This window comes from Gammaproteobacteria bacterium (assembly GCA_009845905.1).
In the GTDB taxonomy this organism is placed as follows: Bacteria; Pseudomonadota; Gammaproteobacteria; order Steroidobacterales; family Foliamicaceae; genus Foliamicus.
The window spans coordinates 340,385-358,978 of record VXYS01000006.1; the positions used below are offsets into that span (position 1 = coordinate 340,385).

An 18,594-nucleotide genomic window follows, 5' to 3' on the forward strand; every position below is an offset into this window, starting at 1 on the left:
TTCCGCCATCCCTGGCTCACATACTCCCGGAAGGGCCGCACAGCAACGCCAGCGAACATCGCAAGTTGCCTCAGGCAGGGGAGGGCGAAATCAGTAATACGGCCGATCGGGTGCTGGAAGCTCTCGCTCCGGACGGACCGCTTTCGTCCGTAATCGAGGGTTTTGTCGCGCGCGAAGGTCAACGCGAGATGGCGCTTGCCGTGGCCGAAACGCTGGCCGACGGCGGTTGCCTGATCGCCGAGGCCGGACCGGGCGCCGGGAAAACCCTGGCCTATCTCGTTCCGGCCTTGCTCGCCGGTCGCCGCGCCGTCATTTCCACACACTCGCGCAATCTGCAGGACCAATTGTTCCTGCGCGACCTCCCGCAGGTGGGCGAGGCGTTGGGACGGCCGGTGAAGGTGCGCATGCTGAAGGGCCGCGCCAACTACCTGTGCCGCTACCGTCTCGCCCTGGCCGCCGAAAAGCCGGGCGAACTTGACGGCAGGGAACGCGTTAACCTGGAAAGCGTCCGGGCCTGGGCCGCGCACACCGTGTCGGGGGACCTGGCCCGGTGCGAAGAAGTGCCGGAGAACGCCCCGATCCTGAGAAGGGTTACCTCTACGCGCGAGAACTGTCTCGGCAAGGAATGTCCGGATTTCGAGTCCTGCCACGTTTTTCGGGCCCGTGAACAGGCCATGCAGGCACGGATCGTGGTGGTGAATCACCATGTGCTGATGGCCGATCTGCTACTCAAGGCGGCTGGCGCGGACGGGTTGCTGCCGAAGTTCGACTGCCTGGTTGTGGACGAAGCCCACGCATTGCCGGAGGTGGCGCGGGAGAGCCTTGCGGTGAGCCTGGGCACCGGACAGATCCTGGATGCCTTGAGGGACGTCCAGCGCGAGGCGCTTGCCGCGGGCGTCTGGGCGGAAGTGGAGGAGGAGCACGATGCGCTGCGCAATGCCGTGCGCGACCTTCGTCTGGCCTGCCCGCGGGATCCGGGAGAGAGCGACTGGGCGCCGGAAATGCTCCGCCGCGAAATCGAGATGCTTGATTTCTCGATGGAGCAGTTGATCGAGTGTTGCGAGGACGTCGCCGAAGAGGAGGAGGATGCCCTGGTTCTCGCCACCGTTGGCCTGCGGGACATGCGCGAACGCCTCGAAACCATGTGCGGAGCCCTCGATGAATTGCGCCGGGACCAGGAGTTCGAATATGCGGACCACGCGTACCCGGACGCCGATTTCGACGCAGACCCGGCCGTGCCGGGGAACCTCCGCGCCGGCTGGATCCGCACCACGCGCAGCCAGGTCAGTCTGAATCTGACCCCGGTGGAAATCGCCGGGGAATTCCAGCGCCTGGTGGCCGAGGCCGAGGCGTCGTGGATCTTTTCCTCGGCGACGCTGAGCATCGATGGCGATTTCTCGCATTTCGCGCGGCGCCTGGGATTCGAGGACGCGCGCGAACTGCTGGTGTCAAGCCCGTACGACTATCGGCGCAACACCCTGCTGTATGTTCCGCAGGAAGTTCCGGTGCCGGGACGCACGGCGGAGGGGTTCACCAAGGCAGTTCTGGAGGCGGCCCTGCCGGTGGCCTCCGCTGCCGGCGGAAGAGCGTTTTTTCTGTTTACCAGTTACCGGGCGCTGGACGAGGCGCGGGAAATGCTCGGCGATGATCCCGCATGGAAGGACCGGTTCGTCGCCCAGGGCGCGGGCAGGCCGCGCAGCCTGCTGCTGGAGGAATTCAGGAGCCGCAAGGATTGCATCCTCCTGGGCACCCGGAGCTTCTGGCAGGGCGTGGACGTGCGCGGTAGCGACCTGATACTCGTGGTCATAGACCGCCTGCCGTTCGAGGCGCCCGTAAACCCCGTTTACCGGGCCCGTCAGCACGCCGTCCGGGCGCGCGGCGGCGATCCCTTCAACGAGATATCGCTACCCGAGGCGGTGCTTGCGCTGAAACAGGGCGTGGGCAGGCTGGTGCGCGGCGAGAGCGACAAGGGCGTCGTGATGATCTGCGATCAGCGCCTGCTGACCAGGGGCTACGGCCACCGCTTTCTGGCCAGCCTGCCGCCGATGCCGCTGACCCGCGACCCCGGCGAAGCCCTGCGTTTCATGGCCCGCGTTGCCGGCGAGCATCGCCGGGAAGCGGCATGAGCGGTTTTCGCTGCCTGGCGCTGGAGACCGGCGTGCGCCCGCCGTCGATTGCCGCCTGCTACGGTGACCGGCATTTCGAGACACATTTGCCCGGCGGCGCAAGGCTCGCGGCCGTCCTGTATGAAACGATGGATGAGGTGCTGGGCCAGGTCGGTCTCTCGCTTGAGGGCCTCGATTGCATCGCCTTCGGGCGCGGCCCGGGCGCATTCACGGGGCTGCGCGTGGCGGCGGCCGCGGCCCAGGGTCTGGCGACCGGACTGGGAATCCGCTTGTGCGCGGTTTCCAGCCTCGCCGCCCTGGCTCAGGAGGCCTGGGACGGAGGCCGTCCCAGGCCTCCTGGAGGGCGGGACGGCCGAGAGGGCGGTGCCCTCTCTCCCGGGGAGGATCGCGCACCGGCAGGCACATGGATTGCGCCCGCGCTGCCGGCGGGTCGGGACCAGGTCTACCTTGGCTGGTACCGGCTCGGCGAATCAGGCCTGGTAACGGCCGACGCCGACGACTGGCTCGCCGATGCGGCCCGGTTCCGCGTCCCGGGGACCGCGCGTTTCATCGCCGCCGGCAAGGTCTGGTCCGAGGACGAGGCCCTGCAGGCTGCGAACGCAGGCCGGATAGCCGGGGTCGCGGACGGCGCCGCTCCCTGCGCCCGCGCCGTGCTTCGCCTCGCCAAGCGGGAATACGCCGACGGCCGCCTGCTGCGCCCGGAGGACGCCCGGCCCGTGTATCTGCGGGGCGCGCTCGGGGACGCGGAAGGTTGAGGGGCTTTCGGCCCGCCGCTGCGGCGGGCCTGCCTGCCCCCAAGCGCCAACCCCCTTGATCAACTTGCCGCCAGGGCCTGGTCCAGGTCTTCGAGAATGTCGTCAATGTGCTCGATTCCGACGCACAGCCGGATCATGTCGGGCGTCACGCCGGCTCCCGCCTGCTCTTCGTCGCTGAGTTGCCGGTGCGTGGTCGAGGCGGGATGCGCGGCCAGCGACTTGGCGTCGCCGATATTGACCAGCCGCCGGAACAGCTTGAGCGAGTCGTAGAACTTCACGCCGGCCTCGAAGCCGCCCTTCACGCCGAAACTCAGCAGGGCCGATGGGCGCCCGTTCGTGTACTTCTGCGCAAGGTCATAGTACGGTGACTCCGGGAGGCCCGCGTAGTGGACCCACTCCACCCGCGGGTGTTCCTTGAGGTAGTTGGCCACGGCGAAGGCATTGTCGATGTGCCGCTCCAGGCGCAGTGACAGCGTTTCGACGCCTTGAAGGATCAGAAAGGCATTCAGCGGACTCAGGGCCGATCCCGTATTCCGCAGTGGCACGGTACGGGCGCGGCCGATATAGGCTTCCGGCCCCAGGGCTTCGCTGTAGACGACGCCGTGATAGGAGGGTTCGGGCCGGGTCAGTCCGGGGTAGCGGTCGGCATGGTCCGTCCATGAAAAGTTGCCGCTGTCAATGATTGCGCCGCCCATGGAGTTGCCGTGGCCGCCGATGTACTTGGTGAGCGAGTGGACCACGATATCGGCGCCGAACTCGAACGGCTTGAGCAGGGGCGGCGGCGTGACCGTGCTGTCGACGATCAGCGGGACGCCATGGCCGTGAGCTATTTCCGCGATCGCTTCGATGTCCGCGATGTTGCTGGCGGGATTGCCGATCGTTTCCGCGAACACCGCGACAGTCTTCTCGTCGATAAGCCGTTCCAGCGCGGCGGGACTGTCGTCCTCGGCCAGCCGGACGTCGATGCCCTGCTTCGGAAGCATGTGCGTGAACAGCGTGTAGGTGCCGCCGTAAAGCAACGGCACCGAAACGATGTTGTCGCCCGCTTCGGCGATGTTCAGGATCGAGTAGTTGATGGCCGCGCTTCCGGAACTCACGGCCAGCGCCGCGACGCCGCCCTCCATGGCCGCCAGGCGCTTTTCCAGCACGTCGTTGGTCGGGTTCATGATGCGGGTGTAGATGTTCCCCGGCACGGCCAGGTTGAACAGGTCCGCGCCATGCTGGGCGTTGTCGAATTCGTAGGCCACGGTCTGGTAGATGGGCACGGCGATGGCCTTGGTGGTGGGGTCGGGCTCGTAGCCGCCGTGAATCGCAATAGTTTCCTGTCGCATTGAAGCGCTCCTTGTGGTTGCAGTTGTAGTTGGGGGGTGGGGTTTGGAGAAAGATCAGGACGCGCAGTCCCGCATGCCGAAAGCGACCTTGCGGTCGACTCCCTGCATGAAGGGCATACAGCGTTCCGAATGAGCCAAGCGGCACACCAGCCCTATCCAGTTGCTGAACAGGGCCTTGCCGGTGTCACCCCATGTGTTGTCGAGGTGCGGCTCCATTCCTCCCTCGGGAAACGCGGGCGCCGAATCGCCTCGCGCCCTGGCGCGGGTTGCCTGGTCCAGGAAAGACTCCACGAGTTCCGCGGCATGGGAGGAAAAGTAGTTGTCCGGGTAGGGCGGACGCTCGCCGGTCTCACCAGCGAGATAGCGAAGAATTTCGCGCTTGTATTCTTTCAACAGGCTGTTGTGGTCGTACTCCGGGTGGCCCTGAAAGAACACGAGCCGGGAGTGATCGGGGCTTACGGCCAGATGCACGCCGGCCTCATCGCTCTCCGCAAGAACGTGCAGGCCCTTGGATTCGAACTGTTCGCGCGTAATCTCGTTGAAGCGGGAATGCGGTACGTCAAAGCGCGTATTGATCCCCTGCAGCAAAGGGTGGCGGCGGTCGGTGGCGCGGTGGCTGTAAACGCCCCACTTCTTGCGGTTCAGCGGGCGACGATCGATGCCGTAGAACTGCTTTACCAGCGCGTGGGTCGCCAGGCAGGAGCAGAGGATGCTCTGCACGTTCTCCTGCGCCCAGTCGATGATCTCCCGGAGCGGGTTCCAGAACGGCTCCCTGTCCAGGGCGGGTTCGCTTACGTTGGCGCCGGATATGATCAATGCGTCCAGCGGCTCCTCGCGTAAACGCTCGAAGGCTGTGTAGTGTTCGGCGATATGCGCTTGCGCGGCGCCGCTGCGCGGCAGGCATCCGACGGAAAAGAAGTGCGCGTGAAACTGCACGGCCTGACTGCAGTTGGCGATCAGGCGCAGGAATTGCCGCTCGGTACTCTCCAGCGCGGCGTCCGGCATCATGTTCAGCACCCCGACATGCAGTTCGCGCGGGGCCAGGGAGAGGCTGCTCCCGGCGGACAGCACGTCGTAGCCCTGCTCGCGCAGCCTGTCGAAAGAGGGCAGATTGTTGTGCGCCACGAGGGGCATGTCGGCCACGAGGTAACGATGCGGGGCCGGTGAGTATAGGCCCGAATGATTTCAGGTCAAGGATGGAGGGCCTGTCGAAACGATGCGATGCCGTTCTATTTCTTCCAGCGGGGGGCGACCAGCCGGCGCTTTCCGTCCCTCGACATGGCGATTTCCTTTTCCTGCAGGTTTTCGCGGTCCCACAGTTCGCAGGTGACCTGGCGGTGGCGCTGGTCGAGCGCCTCGCAGTAGTTGGTGTAGAGGCACAGCCGCACTTCATCGCCGCGGCCTGAGCGGACCTTATCGAACCAGTCGGGATCCGCCAGCGCCTGGCGGGCCAGGCCGGCGATATCGCCTTCGCCGTCGGCCAGCACCTTCTCGGCCTGCTCGAAATTGTGCAGGCCGCCGACCGCGACCGTGGGCGTGTCCAGACCCGCCGCCCGTATCGCGGCGCGCACCTGTCCCGCCGGCTGAAGATTGCGGCCGAACGGCCCCTTCGCGTCGGAGTAGTACGAAGGCATGCATTCGTAGCCGCTGGGTCCGGTGTAGGGGTAGGCGGCCCAGCCGACCTTCGGTTGTTTGGCGTCCTCGAACTTGCCCCCGCGCGACAGCGAGATGAAGTCCATTCCCTGCGCCGCCAGGCGGCCGGCGAAAAATGCGGCCTCATCGGTTTCCATGCCGCCGTTCAGGCAGTCCTCGGTAAGCATCCGACAGCCAACGACGTAGTCGTCGCCCACACGGCGTCGCACGGCCTGGAGCACTTCAACGGGCAGGCGCACCCGGCCTTCCATGCCGCCGCCGTAACCGTCGTCGCGGGTGTTGATCGAGGACAGAAAAGAGGCCATCGTGTAAGCGTGCGCATAGTGCAGTTCGACGCCGTCGAAGCCGGCCTCGCTTGCCCGCTCGGCCGCGTCCGCAAACAGGCCGGGAAGCTTCCGGGGAAGGTCGCGGATGTGCGGCAGTTCCGTGTCGGTAACGCGCTCGCGTGCGCCGTATTGCAGCGCTTCCCATTCGCGCTCGTCCAGCACCTCGATGAGCTCCTCATCGGACATTTCGACCAGGGCGGCACGGATATCCGCCTCCGGAGTGGATTCTGATAATCTTAATATATCAATATGATGAGACGTTATCTTAAGATATTCTTTTAGGTATCTTTCGCGCTTGGGGCGCCTGCGTATGCTAAGGAAGTCGATGACCTGTATGAACAGGCGCGTGTAACCGCCGCTGGCTTTTCGAACGGTCTCGGTCAGTGTGCGCAGCCCGGGCAAAAACCGGTCGTGGCCGATCCGCAGCAGCGGTCCCGAGGGGATGTCGCGGATGCCCGTAGCCTCGACCACGATGGCTCCGGGGCGTCCCTCCGCGAAGCGCCGGTACCAGTCGAGAATGTCGGGCGTGACAATGCCGTCTTCGGTGGCGCGCCAGGGCACCATCGCCGGTACCCAGGTGCGTTCGTTAAGCCGGCACTGGCCGTTGCGCCCCAACGCGAGCGGCTGAAACAAGCGTGACTGACGCGCTTCCTCGCGGGTCGGCCAGCGTCCGGGTTCGGCCACATACTTGATGCGCTCGGCCGGACGCCACATTGCCACGGGGTTTCTCCCTCGCCGGCTAGTCCGGGATCACGGCGGTGGCTTCGATCTCCACCAGCGCTTTCGATTCGACCAACGCTGAAACCTCAACCAGGCTCATGGCCGGGTAGTGCCCGCCCAGCACCCTCCGGTAGGCCGCGCCGATCTCGGACTGCGCGTCCAGGTACGCCTGCCGGTCGGTAATGAACCAGGTAAGCCTGACCAGGTGTTCCGGTCCGGCGCCGGCCTCGGCCAGCACCGCCGTGACGTTCCCGAGCGCCAGTTCCACCTGACCCGCCAGCGTGTCGGAAAAATTGCCGTGGGTGTCCCAGCCGATCTGGCCGGCCGTGAAGACCAGCCTGCCCCGTGCCGAGACTCCGTTGGAGTAGCCTTTGGGGCGCGGCCAGCCGGGCGGTTGCAGGATCTCGCTCATTAGCGGTACTTTATCAGCGGCCCGGGTTTCCGGAAATCGGCTTGCAGGTGTACGATTCGACTCCCGGAAGGCGGGTTGGGAGAAACAGATGTCGTCAACCGTAATGGTCACCGGCGCCAATCGCGGATTGGGCCTGGAGTTCGCGCGGCAGTATGCGGCTGACGGATGGCGGGTGCTGGCCACCTACCGCAATCCGGACGTGGCGGGCGAATTGCTGGAGCTGGCGCAGCAGGACAATGTGCAGGCCTTCAGGCTGGACGTTTCGGACTTCGACGCCATCGCGGCGCTGGCGGAAGATCTGCACGACGAAACGATCGACGTGTTCCTGAGCAACGCCGGCCTGTTCGGACCCAAGCCCGGCGCGGAGTCCGATCTCAGGCAATCGTTCGGGCACATCGATTACGGGATCGTGCGCGATGTCCTGACCGTCAACGCGCTCGCCCCGCTGAAATGCGCCGAGTCCTTCGTGGAGCACATCGCTCGTAGCGAGCAGCGCAAGTTTGTCGCGCTTTCGTCCATCGAGGGCTCGATCAGCCGGGCGCAGCGCGACCTCTACGCCTACCGCAGCAGCAAGGCCGCGCTGAACATGGTCACGCGTCTGCTTTCCGGGGACCTGGCCGACCGCGGCATCACCGTCGTGAGCATCTGCCCCGGATGGGTGAAGACCCGCATGGGCGGCGAATTCGCGAAGCTGGAACTGACGCCCGCGATCCGCGATTTCCGCGGGCTGGTCGCCCGCCTGACGCTGGAGGAAAGCGGCAGGTTCATCGAATCGCCCGGGAATCCATTGGCCTATTGACAAAGGCAGGAGGGATTGAAGATGGGAACGCCCACGACTAATCGACGTGCTTTCATTACGTCGGCGGTCGCCGCAGGCGTGGCCGCCTCGGCGGCGACGGCCGAGAGCGCGAATCGGCGGCCGCTCGATCTGGAGGATCCCCGCGACAACCTGGACGCCTACATCAAGGCCCGCTCCGACGTATCGGGCGCCGACGCGCCGCTGTGGAGCACCGGTCAGGCCTGGAGTTACATACCGGGCCAGCGCAGCAAGCTGCTGTTCAGGACCACCGGCCTGGCCATCTCCAGGACGGTCAGGGACGACGGCGGATATACCTGGCTGAACCGCGAGTGCCTGTATTTCCAGGACCCGGATACGGGCGAGGTCATCGATACCTGGACCAACCCCTTCACGGAACAGGAAGTGCAGGTCTTTCACATCCGCAACATCCACGTCAACAGCCGGTTCGACTACGGGGGCGGGAACAGGCCGGCCCTTCAGACCTACATGGAACACATGGGCGATGTGACTTTCTATTCGGACCTCATGTTCTTCGGTCCATCGCCGCTGAGCATGGAGGACTATCCGGCCTACGTCGGCAGCCCGTACTACCAGGGCGCTTCGGTCTATAACCACCACGTCCGGCGCGACGATCTGGAGAACCTCGACCTGGGCGCGGCGCCGGCGATCGTGTCCTGGATCTCCAACCGCCAGTGGGCGCCGTGGATGGAGATGGGAAGCTGGGCGGGCGGCATGGTGATTTCGACCCGCGGCAAGAAGCTCACGATGGTCACCGACCTGCCCGCCGACATACTCGGCTACATGGAGAAGAACGACCCCGAATACCTGAGGTCTCCGGAGGAGGTCACACAAGACACTACATCCTTCTACGAGGAATTCAGGAAGTACGTGGACGATAAACGCGCCAGGCAAATGGAGGAAAAACCATGACAAACCAGATAACACGCCGCAACCTGCTGTCGGGCGGCGCAGGCGCCCTGGCCGGGATGGCCGCACTGCCGGCGCTGACCGCTTCGAAATCTTCGGCGGCCGAAACAGCCGGTTCGACGGACGGCACCTATCCCACCGCGCCGCTGCGCAGCGACACCGTGAACTTCGGCGTCGTGCAGTCGCGCGTTCATCCCGTGGACGCCGCCAATACGAAGCAGACGCTGAAGAAGAACCTCGACCACATGCTGTGGCTGATCGACCGGGCGCAGTACTACGGCGGGCACAAGGACTTCCTGGCCTTTCACGAGTTTCCGCTGACCGGCTGGGACCGGTGGACGCGCTCGGAAATACTGAGCTTCGCACCGGAACTGCCGGGCGAGGAGACCGAAGCCATCGGCGCCAAGGCCCGCGAGCACAACTGCTACATCTCCTTCGGAACCTACGCGCAGTACAAGGACTGGCCGCGCCACATCATGAGCGTGGCGGTGGTGATCGGGCCGGACGGGAAGATCGTTTCCGAGCAGTGGAAGGCCCGCAACATCCATGGCGTGTTCGTGGGCTTCGAGCTATTCACCACTTCCGTCTACGAGGTGCTGGAGCGCTACGTGGAAATGTACGGCTGGGACGCCGTGATTCCCGTGGCGCGGACCTCGGTGGGCAATGTCTGCATCTCGCCCTGCAAGATGGAGCCGGAACTTTACCGGGCCATGGCGATCAAGGGCGCCGAGATCATCATCCGGACTTCCACGGGCGGATACAACCACCTCGACATGCGCAACGTCTGCCAGTCGAACAAGGTGTACGGCGCGCTGTCGAACAACGCCGTATCGCCGGGCAACAAGAGCTTTTTCGAGACCGCGGGCGGTGGCGGCAGCGTCATCATCGGACCGGACGGAAAGATACTTGCCGAGGTGGAGGGCCATCACGAGGAACTGATCAATTACCGAATCCCGATGGCCGACTTCCGCAGCCGGCATCGGATTCCGGACTTCCACTCCGAGCTCTACGCGCACGTGCTGGACGGCTACAAGTCCCGCTACGCACCAGGCGCGTTCCTGGACTACCTGCCGGAAGGACTCGACGAGGCTTACCGGCAATTCAAGGAAAAGGCCCGCTGGTAGTCCGCCTGAATCGCCGTTTCTTTTGACCGGGCGGTCGCTGGAACTCGGCAATGGCGCGCGCGCAAAAGGTTGTGCTGGCCTATTCCGGGGGGCTGGATACGTCGGTGATTTGCCGGTGGCTGCAGGAGTCCCGCGGCGCCGAGGTGGTGACCTTTACCGCCGACATCGGCCAGGGCGAGGAGGTTGAGCCGGCGCGCGTCAAGGCGAAGTCGATGGGCGTGGAGGAAATACACGTCGAAGACCTCAGGGAGATTTTTGTCCGCGACTACGTTTTTCCCATGTTCCGCGCCAATGCGCTGTACGAAGGGGAATACCTGCTGGGCACCGCCATCGCCCGACCGCTGATCGCCAGGCGACTGGTGGAGATCGCGGAGGAAACCGGCGCCGACGCCATCGCCCACGGCGCCACCGGAAAGGGCAACGACCAGGTGCGCTTCGAGCTGGGGGCCTATGCGCTGAATCCCGACATCGAAGTGATTGCGCCCTGGCGGGAGTGGGACCTGAACTCGCGGGAGAAGCTGCTGGCCTACTGCCGGGAACACGACATACCTGTGGACTTCGAGCAGCAGGATCAGTCGCCATATTCCATGGACGCCAACCTGCTGCACATTTCCTACGAGGGCAGCGACCTGGAGGATCCCTGGGAGGAACCGGACGAGAACATCTGGCGCTGGACCGTGTCTCCCGAAGCGGCGCCGGATGAGCCGCGGGTTGTGGAGATCGAATTCGCCCGCGGCGATCCGGTGGCGCTGGACGGCGAACGGCTGAGTCCGGCGGGCTTGCTGGCGCGCCTGAACGAACTGGGCGGAGCGCATGGGGTGGGGCGCCAGGACCTGGTCGAGAATCGCTACGTGGGCATGAAGTCGCGCGGCTGCTACGAAACCCCTGGCGGTGCGATCCTGCTGAAAGCGCACCGCGCGATCGAGTCAGTGACGCTCGACCGCGAGGTGGCCCATCTCAAGGACGAACTGATGCCGCGCTACGCCCATCTCATCTACAACGGCTACTGGTGGTCGCCGGAACGCAAGGCGCTGCAGGCCCTGATCGACGAGTCGCAGGAACCCGTCAACGGCCTCGTGCGACTGAAGCTGTACAAGGGTTCCGTATCGGTGCTCGGCCGGCGCTCGCCGGACAGCCTGTTCGACGAAAGCATGGCGACGTTCGAGGACGACCGCGGCGCGTACAGCCAGGGCGACGCAACGGGCTTCATCCGCCTGAACGCCCTGCGCCTGCGCCTTGCCGCGAAGCTCGGCCGCAAGCTTTAGTTTCAGACCCTGACGTTCGGCCTGCCCCGCAGGTGCGCTACGCGCCCCAGCACGTCCGTGCCAAGCTGCAGCAGCGCCTCGATGATGTCGATCGGAATCCAGTTTTCCGCGATCAGGCCGTTCTCGATGCGATAGAAGTCCATGACGCGCATGGTCACGCGCTTTCCCGTGGCCGCCAGGCCCAGCCAGTCCGGCCCGGCGTGGGTCGCCTGCACGCTCGGCCAGCCGCCGGTAACCGCGTAGTTTCCGCAACCCATGTCGATGAAGTGGCCCGCTCCGCTGCGGTCGGGAAACGCTCTCAGAAACGGCGCCTGGTGGTGCGCTCTGTATCCTTCCATTCCCCTGGCCGTGCCGATGCCGGCGGGGCCGTACCAGAGAAAGTTCCGGGTCCAGTACTTATGCTGCTGCATGCTGTCCAGGTCCTTTTGGTCAAATCGGAACAGCCCCTGGTGCATCGCCAGCACCAGCCCGATGCTGCTGGCGCTTTGTTCGGCGTTTTCCTCGCCCAGCCGCACGCCGTCGCCCGTGGCGGGCGCGGGCCACGCCACCTCGGCTCCCAGGCTGGGTGCGATCGGCCAGATGGCCGCCTGCCGCAGCAGATCCAGGAGGTCCCACAGGGCATACGTCTGGATTATCCTGCCGTCGACCAGTTCGTGCGCTTCGCCGTAACGCAGGTGCGCCACGCCGTGCGTGGCGGGCACGCCCAGCCAGTCGGCCACGAAGTTGGACTGGTAGATCCCGATCGTCGCGACGTATTGCTTCGTGCCTGATTCGCCCACGAGAAATATCGAGTCGCGCCGCTCCATGTCCGGAAAGGAACGGCGAACGTTGTGCCAGACGTCCTTGATGGCATCGGTTCCCTCGAGCTCGTTGATCGGATGGGAACCGTACCAGCGGGCATCGGGGTGATAAATGCGCTCCACGGCCCCGTCGAGCGCTTTCCCTTCGGCTGCGGCAAGCGCCCTCAGGGCCTTGTAGATGCCGGCCTTGTTGCCGGGATGCAATGAATATTCACTCATGACTTGTTGATTCCGGAAAAGGGACTCAGGTATTCATCAAAACATGCCCCGGCTGCGCTGCAACACGGTCCAGCCAGGCACGCACGGCCGGGTAGTCCTCAAGCTCGAACCCGCCTTCGTCGGCAACGTGGGTGTAGGCGTAAAGAGCGATGTCGGCGATGGTCATCGATTCGCCTCCGAACCAGTCGGCTCCACCGAGATGGCCCTCCATGACGGAAAGCGCCGCGTGCCCGCCTTCCTGCCTGGCGGGAAGCTGGGCGCGTTGCTCGTCGGTCATTTCCATATGCTGGATCCAGTGGCGCGCGACTGCGATAAAGGGTTCGTGGCTGTACTGCTCGAAAAACATCCATTGCAGAGTGAATGCGCGGGCCAGCCGTTCGGAAGGCATGAAGCGAGTACCTTCGGCCAGGTAAAACAATATCGCGTTGGACTCCGCCAGGCAGGCGCCGTCTTCGAACTCCAGTACCGGTATGCGCCCGTTGGGGTTTTTGGCCAGGAAAGCCGGGGTCCGGGATTCTCCCTTCAGGATATCGATCTCGACGTGTTCGTAGTCGATACCCAGATGGGCGAGCAGCAGCCTGGGCTTGTAGCCGTTGCCGGACGTGCGGTTGTCGTAAAGGCGGAGCATTGCCTAATCAGGCAATTCACTGTTCCGGGTCGATTCTTCGCGCGCGGGGAGCCGCCTGCGGTCGTACGGCATGGCGTTTTCCGGGAAGCCGGGCGAGACCGACTTGCGGTACAGGTGTTCCATGTAGATTAGCGCAGACCAGGCCAGTTCGGCGTAGTGAATGAACATCCACCCCTCGGGCTTCCTGCGGAAAACCGCATTCACCCGGTAGTCGTCGTTGATCGCGGGGCGGGTGCGCGCCTTGAGGTCGAGCCGGTTGTCCCATGTGGCGATAACGATGGAGTCCGAGACCTGCCGCACCCGCAGCCGGTACGGCACGATCTTGACGCTTTCCATCAACGAGAGAGCAAAGGCGGGCGGATTGAAATAGCTGTAGAGGCCCTCCTTGCCCATGATCCAGCGGTCCCGTTCCTCGCCGAGGTAATAGGGCGCTTCTTCGTCGGGATCCCAGGTGTCGTGGATCCGGACCCAGTCGCCCCGGTTGAACTTGTCGGCCCATTCGAGCACGAGCTCTTCGATGGCGCCGGCCACTTCGGGCGGGGCGGTGGTCTCTTCATGCAGGATGGACTGGGCAGACAGGGTCGCCGGTAGAACCGCCGCAAGCAGAACGAGCAAGGCCGGTCTCATCGTTGGCGCTCCCCGTCGGACAACAGGTCGAGAAACTCCTGGCTGACCTGGCTGCGGTACAGCCGCTCCATGTACATGATGGCGGACATGGGGGCTTCGCCGTAGTGAATGAACTTCCAGCCGTCGGCGGTGTTGCGGAATATGGCATTGGCCTTGAAATGTTCGCCCTTGGCCGACCCGAACCGCGGCTTGAACTGGAAATCCACGTACCAGATTGCCAGGGCGAGGTCGCCGTCGATCATGCGCACACGGATGCGGTCCGGGGTGTACATCATTTCCGCCAGCTCGCTTTCGGCGCGGTATTCGTAATGGCTGGCCTCGATTTCCCGCAGTCCCGGCGGCGCCTCGGCGGGAATGTTCTTCTCGGGCATTGTCGGCTTGCTGGAGAAATAGCCGTTGATCTCGTCCCATCCGACCAGCCAGTCCGGTTGATGAGCGAGCAGAACGTACGGTTCGTCGCCGGGATTGAACAGGTCCTTGACCGTCGTCCAGGTTCCCGCGCGCCAGCGGCCGGCGAAGTCCGTCACCAGCGACTCGATCGCCGACGTCACTTCCGGCGGCGCGGTGCTGCCGATGTCGAACTGGGGATAGAAGGATCCGGCGTTGCCGACGTAATGCTCGCGGTCCTCGCCTTCGTACCAGGCCGTCTGCGCGATTGCGCCCGCGCCGGCGATCAAGCCTGCGCAGACCACAAGTGAAAAGATTGCGGGTCGCTTGCCCATGGCGGCCCTATGTTACGACCGTACCCCGATGATGGGTCAAACCTTGACAGGGCTCCGTGCGCACGCGGCGCGCGCTGCGCTTTCGCCGGAGCGGATGGCGCTTTCGATTGTGGCCGGCAGCCCGGTGTCGATCCAGTCTCCGGCCAGGAAGAGGTTGCGGTAGCCGCATTCCGTGGCGGGCCGGCGCCGGACCTGCGAGGGCGTTTGCGCCATCGTGGCCCGCTTCTCCTTGACCACGCGGTAGCGGGGCATGGCCTTCGGATCCAGTGTCAGTGCTTTCGCCACGTCGCGCCAGGTCCTTTCGGCAAGCACCTCGGCGCTTTCGTGCACCAGGTCGCTGCCGGCGCTGACCGTTACGGACGCGATCCGGCCGCGAGCGAATAGCCACTGGGCCGTTCCGCCGATCAGGCCAATAAATGGAATTTCCGGCGCCAGACCGGCGGGGCGCGACAGCAGAAAATGGACGTTGACGATGGGGTTGCTTTGTTCGGGCACGGTCAATCCCGGAACCAGCGCGGCCGCCACCGCGGGCGGCACCGCCAGAACGACGCTGTCGCCATCCTTCAGTGCGGCCGTTTCGGCGCCGAAGCGCAGTTCGCGCGCGAGGCCTTCCCGGTAATCGATTGCCTGCAACCGCATCTTGAACCGTATGTCCGCGCCCTTTCCGCGCAACATGTGAAGCGCGGGTTCCACAAACGCCTCGGACAGGCCATCCCTCGCCACCAGTGGCCGGCAGTCGGCCTCGCCCCGGGCAAAGGTTTCGCGCAATACCGGCCACAGAAGGCGCGCGGCCCCCGTGCCGGCGGACGTATTCAGCGCCGCAACCGCCAGCGGTTCCCACAGTCTTTCGAACAGAACGCCGCTGTTCCCTACCGTTTCCCGAACGGTGCTCTCCGGCCCGGCGAAAACGAAGCGAAGCGCCGAAAGATAGCGCCAGGCCGGCGCGTCCGGTATTCGCCGGCGTTTATCGAAGATCCACCACGGAATTCTTCCGCCGCCCGGCCGAAAGGACCAGCGCCGGCCGGTGCGTACGTCGAGAAAGGGAAAACAGGCCCGGTCAGGCCCGATCAGGGCGCCGCCGGCGCCGGTTGCGTTCAGGTAGCGCCGGGTTGCCGTATTGCCGCTGAGCAGCAGGTGATTGCCGTTGTCGATCCGGCATCCAAGCCGGGCATCCTCGTAGGAACGGCAGCGCCCGCCGGCCTGTGCGGCGGCCTCGTACATCCTGACCTGCCGTCCGCCGGCCGCCAGGGCAACTGCCGTTGAAAGTCCGGCAAGTCCTGCACCGACAACATGTACCGCGCCCGAATGGCCGCTAGAAGAGCCCATGCCGCAGCGCCAGCCAGACCTTTCGCCAACTCTTGAGCGACACCGGATCCGCGATCTTCTTCCAGCCGCGCGTATCGAGCAGATTCAGGGTTTCCTGGTAGGTTTCCATCATGATTACGGCAGGGCGCATCAGGCCCCGTCGCAGACCTTTCAGCAACCACTCCGTTTCGAGATAGTAACGTCGGGCCAGTCTCGACAACTCCAGGCAGGCGCCGGCGAAGGAGGGATGAACGATGATGCGGGACAGCGATCTTTCGTCCACACTGTACTTTTGCAGCACCTCCGAAGGAATGTAAAGCCGATTCCTGGCCGCATCCGACTTGACGTCCCGCAGGATATTGGTGAGCTGCAAGGCGTTGCCGAGGGCCACGGCGATTCGCGGGCCCGGCTTCTGAGGCATGCCGAATACCCGGATCGAGAGCATGCCCACGGCGCCCGCGACTTTCCGGCAGTAGTCGAGCAGGCCATCCACTGAACGTATGCGAACCCTGGGGGCCGCATCGATTTCCATGCCATCGATAATGGCCTGAAACTCCTCTTGCGGCAGGTCGAATTGATCTACGGGCTCCAGCAGGGCCCGGGAAGTAAGCCACTCGGGTTGTCCCCTGTAAAGCAGGTCGATTTCTTCCCGCCAACGCTCGAGCGCGCGCAACTTTTCCGCGGGTTCGCCGGGCGAATCGACGATATCGTCAACCTCGCGGCAAAAGGCGTAGACTGCGTACATGGCCTGCCGCCTTTCCGCCGGCAACAACCTCATGGCCCAGAAGAACGAAGTGCCCGACTGCCTGACAACGCGACTTGCGTGCGCGGCAGGCGATATTTTCTCCAGCACCGGGTCGGCAGGCCTAGTCATCGATTGATGTGCGATCCTGACTCGGTTCAAGCTTACCCCCTTAGCTTGTACGGCCCGTTTGTCGATTGAGAACACATTATATTCACGATCATACCGGCATCTCGCCAGACTTGCCGAGCCTATACTAGCAATCCGCCATGCGCACCGGTCTGAATCGGGAGAAAGAACTGCATCGGGTGTCAGCCGTCGAGCGTCCCTCGGGCAAGGGCGCGGGCGACGAGAACTTCCCGGTCGGCTCGTGGCTGCTGCCCGCACGGCTGCGCCGGCACATTGCTTCCTTTTATGCCTATGCGCGCGCCATAGACGATATCGCCGACGATCCCGGCCTTCAGCCGCAGGAGAAAGTAAGCCGCCTGGACCGTTTTGCGCAGGCTGTAGCGGGCGCCGATACGGACGATCCCGCTTTACGGAAGGCGCACGACATCCGCCGCAGCCTGAGGGCGACCGGAGTCACGCACCGGCATTGCGTGGACCTGACGCGCGCGTTCAAGCAGGACGCCACCCAATTGCGCTATGACGACTGGGACGAACTGATGGGCTACTGCAATTTCTCGGCGGCCCCCGTGGGTCGCTACCTGGTGGACCTGCACGGTCAGCCGGCCAGCGCGTACCCGGCGTCCGACGCCCTCTGCAACGCGTTGCAGGTGCTCAATCATCTGCAGGACTGCGCGGATGACTACAAGGCCCTGAACCGCGTGTACCTGCCGCAGCGCTGGATGAACGAGGCAGGGAGTTCGATTGAGGATCTCGCCGGAACCCGCTCCGGCCCGGCGCTGAGACAGGTAATGGACCGGTGCCTGGATGCAACCGGCGAACTGCTGGTGCTGGCCAGGACGCTGCCCGGACAGCTTCACGACCGTCGCTTCGCCATGGAAGCAGCGGCGATCGTGGCCATCGCCGACAAGCTTTGCGCCGAACTGCGCCGTCGCGACCCGCTGGCGGAACGGGTGGTGCTGAGCAAGTTGCAATATCTGGGCTGTTTTCTGGTCGGAGCCGGACGCCTGCTGGGCGACAGAATACTGCGGCGCTTTCCCGAGGAGGCGAACGATGGCTGATACCCGATCCGCCGACGCGAGACGACCGTTCTGGAGGCGCTATTACCGCCCGCCGTTTATCGGCGTGATCGCCTTTTTCGCCGTTCTGCTGGCATTGCCGCTGGCCCACTCCTTCGTGATCCTGGTGCGGGACCTGATCGGCTACGAGAACGCCGGCGGACTGTTTATCGGCGTGGGCGCCGTTGCCGCGGCGCTCCTGCTGATCGGAATCAAGCGCAACGACGAAGTCAGCGGCACTCTGCTCGGGTTCGCTGCCGGAATGCTGATCTGGATCGGCTGGGCTTCGTATTCCTTCAAGTTCAACGAGGTATCGCTCAATCTGCCCATGCCGGAGGTGGGGCCCGGTGTGAAGTGGCCCGCGCATCTGCTCTACATCCAGGGGTCCTTCGGCATCTGCGTGGCGACGCTGCTGTTCTTCGTGTTCAACAAGAACACCCGCTGCAACGCCTTTTACTGGATTCAAAAGAAGGGCCGCCTAAATCTCGGCGAACGCGAGCCGGGGCAGGGGCGCAATATCTGCCGTATTACCTTCCTGGAAACGCTCTATGTAACCTGGTTCTTCTACGGCGCCTCGCTGTTTCTCGGCGACGCCCGCTTCCTCGGCTACGGCCATCCCGTGACCTACGGCATCGCCGCCGTCCTGGCGGTCTGGGGATGCTGGCTGCTTTGGCGGCTGATGAAATTCACCCGGGTGATGGCGGCCATCCGTTACGCCATTCCCACCAAGGCCGTCTTCTGGGTCCCCTTCGGCGAACTGGCGCCGCGCTACGGGTTCTACGACGAGGTCTGGCTCAAGCCGCTGGAGTACTCGGCGGCGATGTGGACCGTGCTCGTAGTCTTCGTCGTTATCTTCCTGGCGACCGGATTCCTGCCCCAGCGCCGCCAGCACTGATTTACGGACTCAAGTGGTGACATTCGCGGGAAGG

The 18,594-nt window shown here is 64.5% G+C and carries 17 protein-coding genes; 8 read left to right on the top strand and 9 right to left on the bottom strand.

What is annotated here, in order from left to right:
* Window positions 1-65 precede the first annotated feature (65 nt).
* Window positions 66-2,126 (top strand): ATP-dependent DNA helicase, encoded by a 2,061-nt coding sequence (locus tag F4036_07095; protein MYK37502.1) that lies wholly within the window; start codon window positions 66-68, stop codon window positions 2,124-2,126.
* On the top strand, window positions 2,123-2,881 hold the full coding sequence (tsaB, locus tag F4036_07100; GenBank protein MYK37503.1) for a tRNA (adenosine(37)-N6)-threonylcarbamoyltransferase complex dimerization subunit type 1 TsaB: 759 nt from the start codon (window positions 2,123-2,125) through the stop codon (window positions 2,879-2,881). Before F4036_07095 ends, tsaB begins: the two co-directional genes overlap by 4 nt.
* 59 nt (window positions 2,882-2,940) lie before the next feature.
* On the opposite strand, the gene F4036_07105 is transcribed toward tsaB, so the two are convergent.
* From F4036_07105 to F4036_07120, 4 genes are all read right to left on the bottom strand, one after another.
* The gene (locus tag F4036_07105; protein MYK37504.1) at window positions 2,941-4,212 is read right to left on the bottom strand and encodes an O-acetylhomoserine aminocarboxypropyltransferase/cysteine synthase; all 1,272 of its coding nucleotides are present in this window, start codon (window positions 4,210-4,212) and stop codon (window positions 2,941-2,943) included.
* 54 nt (window positions 4,213-4,266) lie between these two features.
* A complete protein-coding gene (locus F4036_07110) occupies window positions 4,267-5,346 on the bottom strand; it encodes a homoserine O-succinyltransferase (GenBank protein MYK37505.1) in 1,080 nt (359 codons plus the stop codon).
* 95 nt (window positions 5,347-5,441) lie between these two features.
* Window positions 5,442-6,905 carry an NADH:flavin oxidoreductase gene (locus F4036_07115; GenBank protein MYK37506.1) on the bottom strand — a complete coding sequence of 488 codons (1,464 nt, stop codon included), beginning with the start codon at window positions 6,903-6,905 and terminating at the stop codon, window positions 5,442-5,444.
* Window positions 6,906-6,930: 25 nt separating this feature from the next.
* Window positions 6,931-7,323: a RidA family protein gene (locus F4036_07120; GenBank protein MYK37507.1), complete on the bottom strand. Its 393-nt coding sequence runs from the start codon at window positions 7,321-7,323 to the stop codon at window positions 6,931-6,933.
* 88 nt (window positions 7,324-7,411) lie between these two features.
* On the opposite strand from F4036_07120, the gene F4036_07125 reads away from it, so the two are divergent.
* From F4036_07125 to F4036_07140, 4 genes are read left to right on the top strand one after another with little or no spacing between them, the layout of a single operon-like run.
* Window positions 7,412-8,122, top strand: coding sequence for an SDR family oxidoreductase (locus F4036_07125; protein MYK37508.1), 711 nt, complete (start codon window positions 7,412-7,414; stop codon window positions 8,120-8,122).
* A gap of 21 nt (window positions 8,123-8,143) precedes the next feature.
* Window positions 8,144-9,052, top strand: coding sequence for a DUF1838 domain-containing protein (locus tag F4036_07130; protein MYK37509.1), 909 nt, complete (start codon window positions 8,144-8,146; stop codon window positions 9,050-9,052).
* Window positions 9,049-10,173, top strand: coding sequence for a hypothetical protein (locus tag F4036_07135; GenBank protein ID MYK37510.1), 1,125 nt, complete (start codon window positions 9,049-9,051; stop codon window positions 10,171-10,173). The genes F4036_07130 and F4036_07135 overlap by 4 nt, the downstream gene beginning before the upstream one ends.
* Window positions 10,174-10,223: 50 nt before the next feature.
* A complete protein-coding gene (locus tag F4036_07140) occupies window positions 10,224-11,438 on the top strand; it encodes an argininosuccinate synthase (protein MYK37511.1) in 1,215 nt (404 codons plus the stop codon).
* Between the two features lie 2 nt (window positions 11,439-11,440).
* Here F4036_07140 and F4036_07145 read toward each other — a convergent pair whose 3' ends face one another.
* The 5 genes from F4036_07145 to hpnD all read right to left on the bottom strand — a co-directional run bounded on the left by F4036_07145 (window position 11,441) and on the right by hpnD (window position 16,613).
* A complete protein-coding gene (locus F4036_07145) occupies window positions 11,441-12,457 on the bottom strand; it encodes an ester cyclase (protein MYK37512.1) in 1,017 nt (338 codons plus the stop codon).
* 25 nt (window positions 12,458-12,482) lie between these two features.
* Complete coding sequence (locus F4036_07150; protein ID MYK37513.1) at window positions 12,483-13,085, bottom strand: glutathione S-transferase family protein; 603 nt, start codon at window positions 13,083-13,085, stop codon at window positions 12,483-12,485.
* Between the two features lie 3 nt (window positions 13,086-13,088).
* Complete coding sequence (locus tag F4036_07155; GenBank protein ID MYK37514.1) at window positions 13,089-14,123, bottom strand: nuclear transport factor 2 family protein; 1,035 nt, start codon at window positions 14,121-14,123, stop codon at window positions 13,089-13,091.
* Window positions 14,124-14,470: 347 nt separating this feature from the next.
* Complete coding sequence (locus F4036_07160; protein MYK37515.1) at window positions 14,471-15,760, bottom strand: NAD(P)-binding protein; 1,290 nt, start codon at window positions 15,758-15,760, stop codon at window positions 14,471-14,473.
* Window positions 15,747-16,613: a presqualene diphosphate synthase HpnD gene (gene hpnD, locus F4036_07165; protein ID MYK37516.1), complete on the bottom strand. Its 867-nt coding sequence runs from the start codon at window positions 16,611-16,613 to the stop codon at window positions 15,747-15,749. Before hpnD ends, F4036_07160 begins: the two co-directional genes overlap by 14 nt.
* A gap of 167 nt (window positions 16,614-16,780) precedes the next feature.
* On the opposite strand from hpnD, the gene hpnC reads away from it, so the two are divergent.
* Together hpnC and F4036_07175 are read left to right on the top strand one after the other, a co-directional pair.
* Window positions 16,781-17,668 (top strand): squalene synthase HpnC, encoded by an 888-nt coding sequence (gene hpnC / locus F4036_07170; GenBank protein MYK37517.1) that lies wholly within the window; start codon window positions 16,781-16,783, stop codon window positions 17,666-17,668.
* Window positions 17,661-18,560: a hypothetical protein gene (locus tag F4036_07175; GenBank protein MYK37518.1), complete on the top strand. Its 900-nt coding sequence runs from the start codon at window positions 17,661-17,663 to the stop codon at window positions 18,558-18,560. The genes hpnC and F4036_07175 overlap by 8 nt, the downstream gene beginning before the upstream one ends.
* Window positions 18,561-18,594 lie beyond the last annotated feature (34 nt).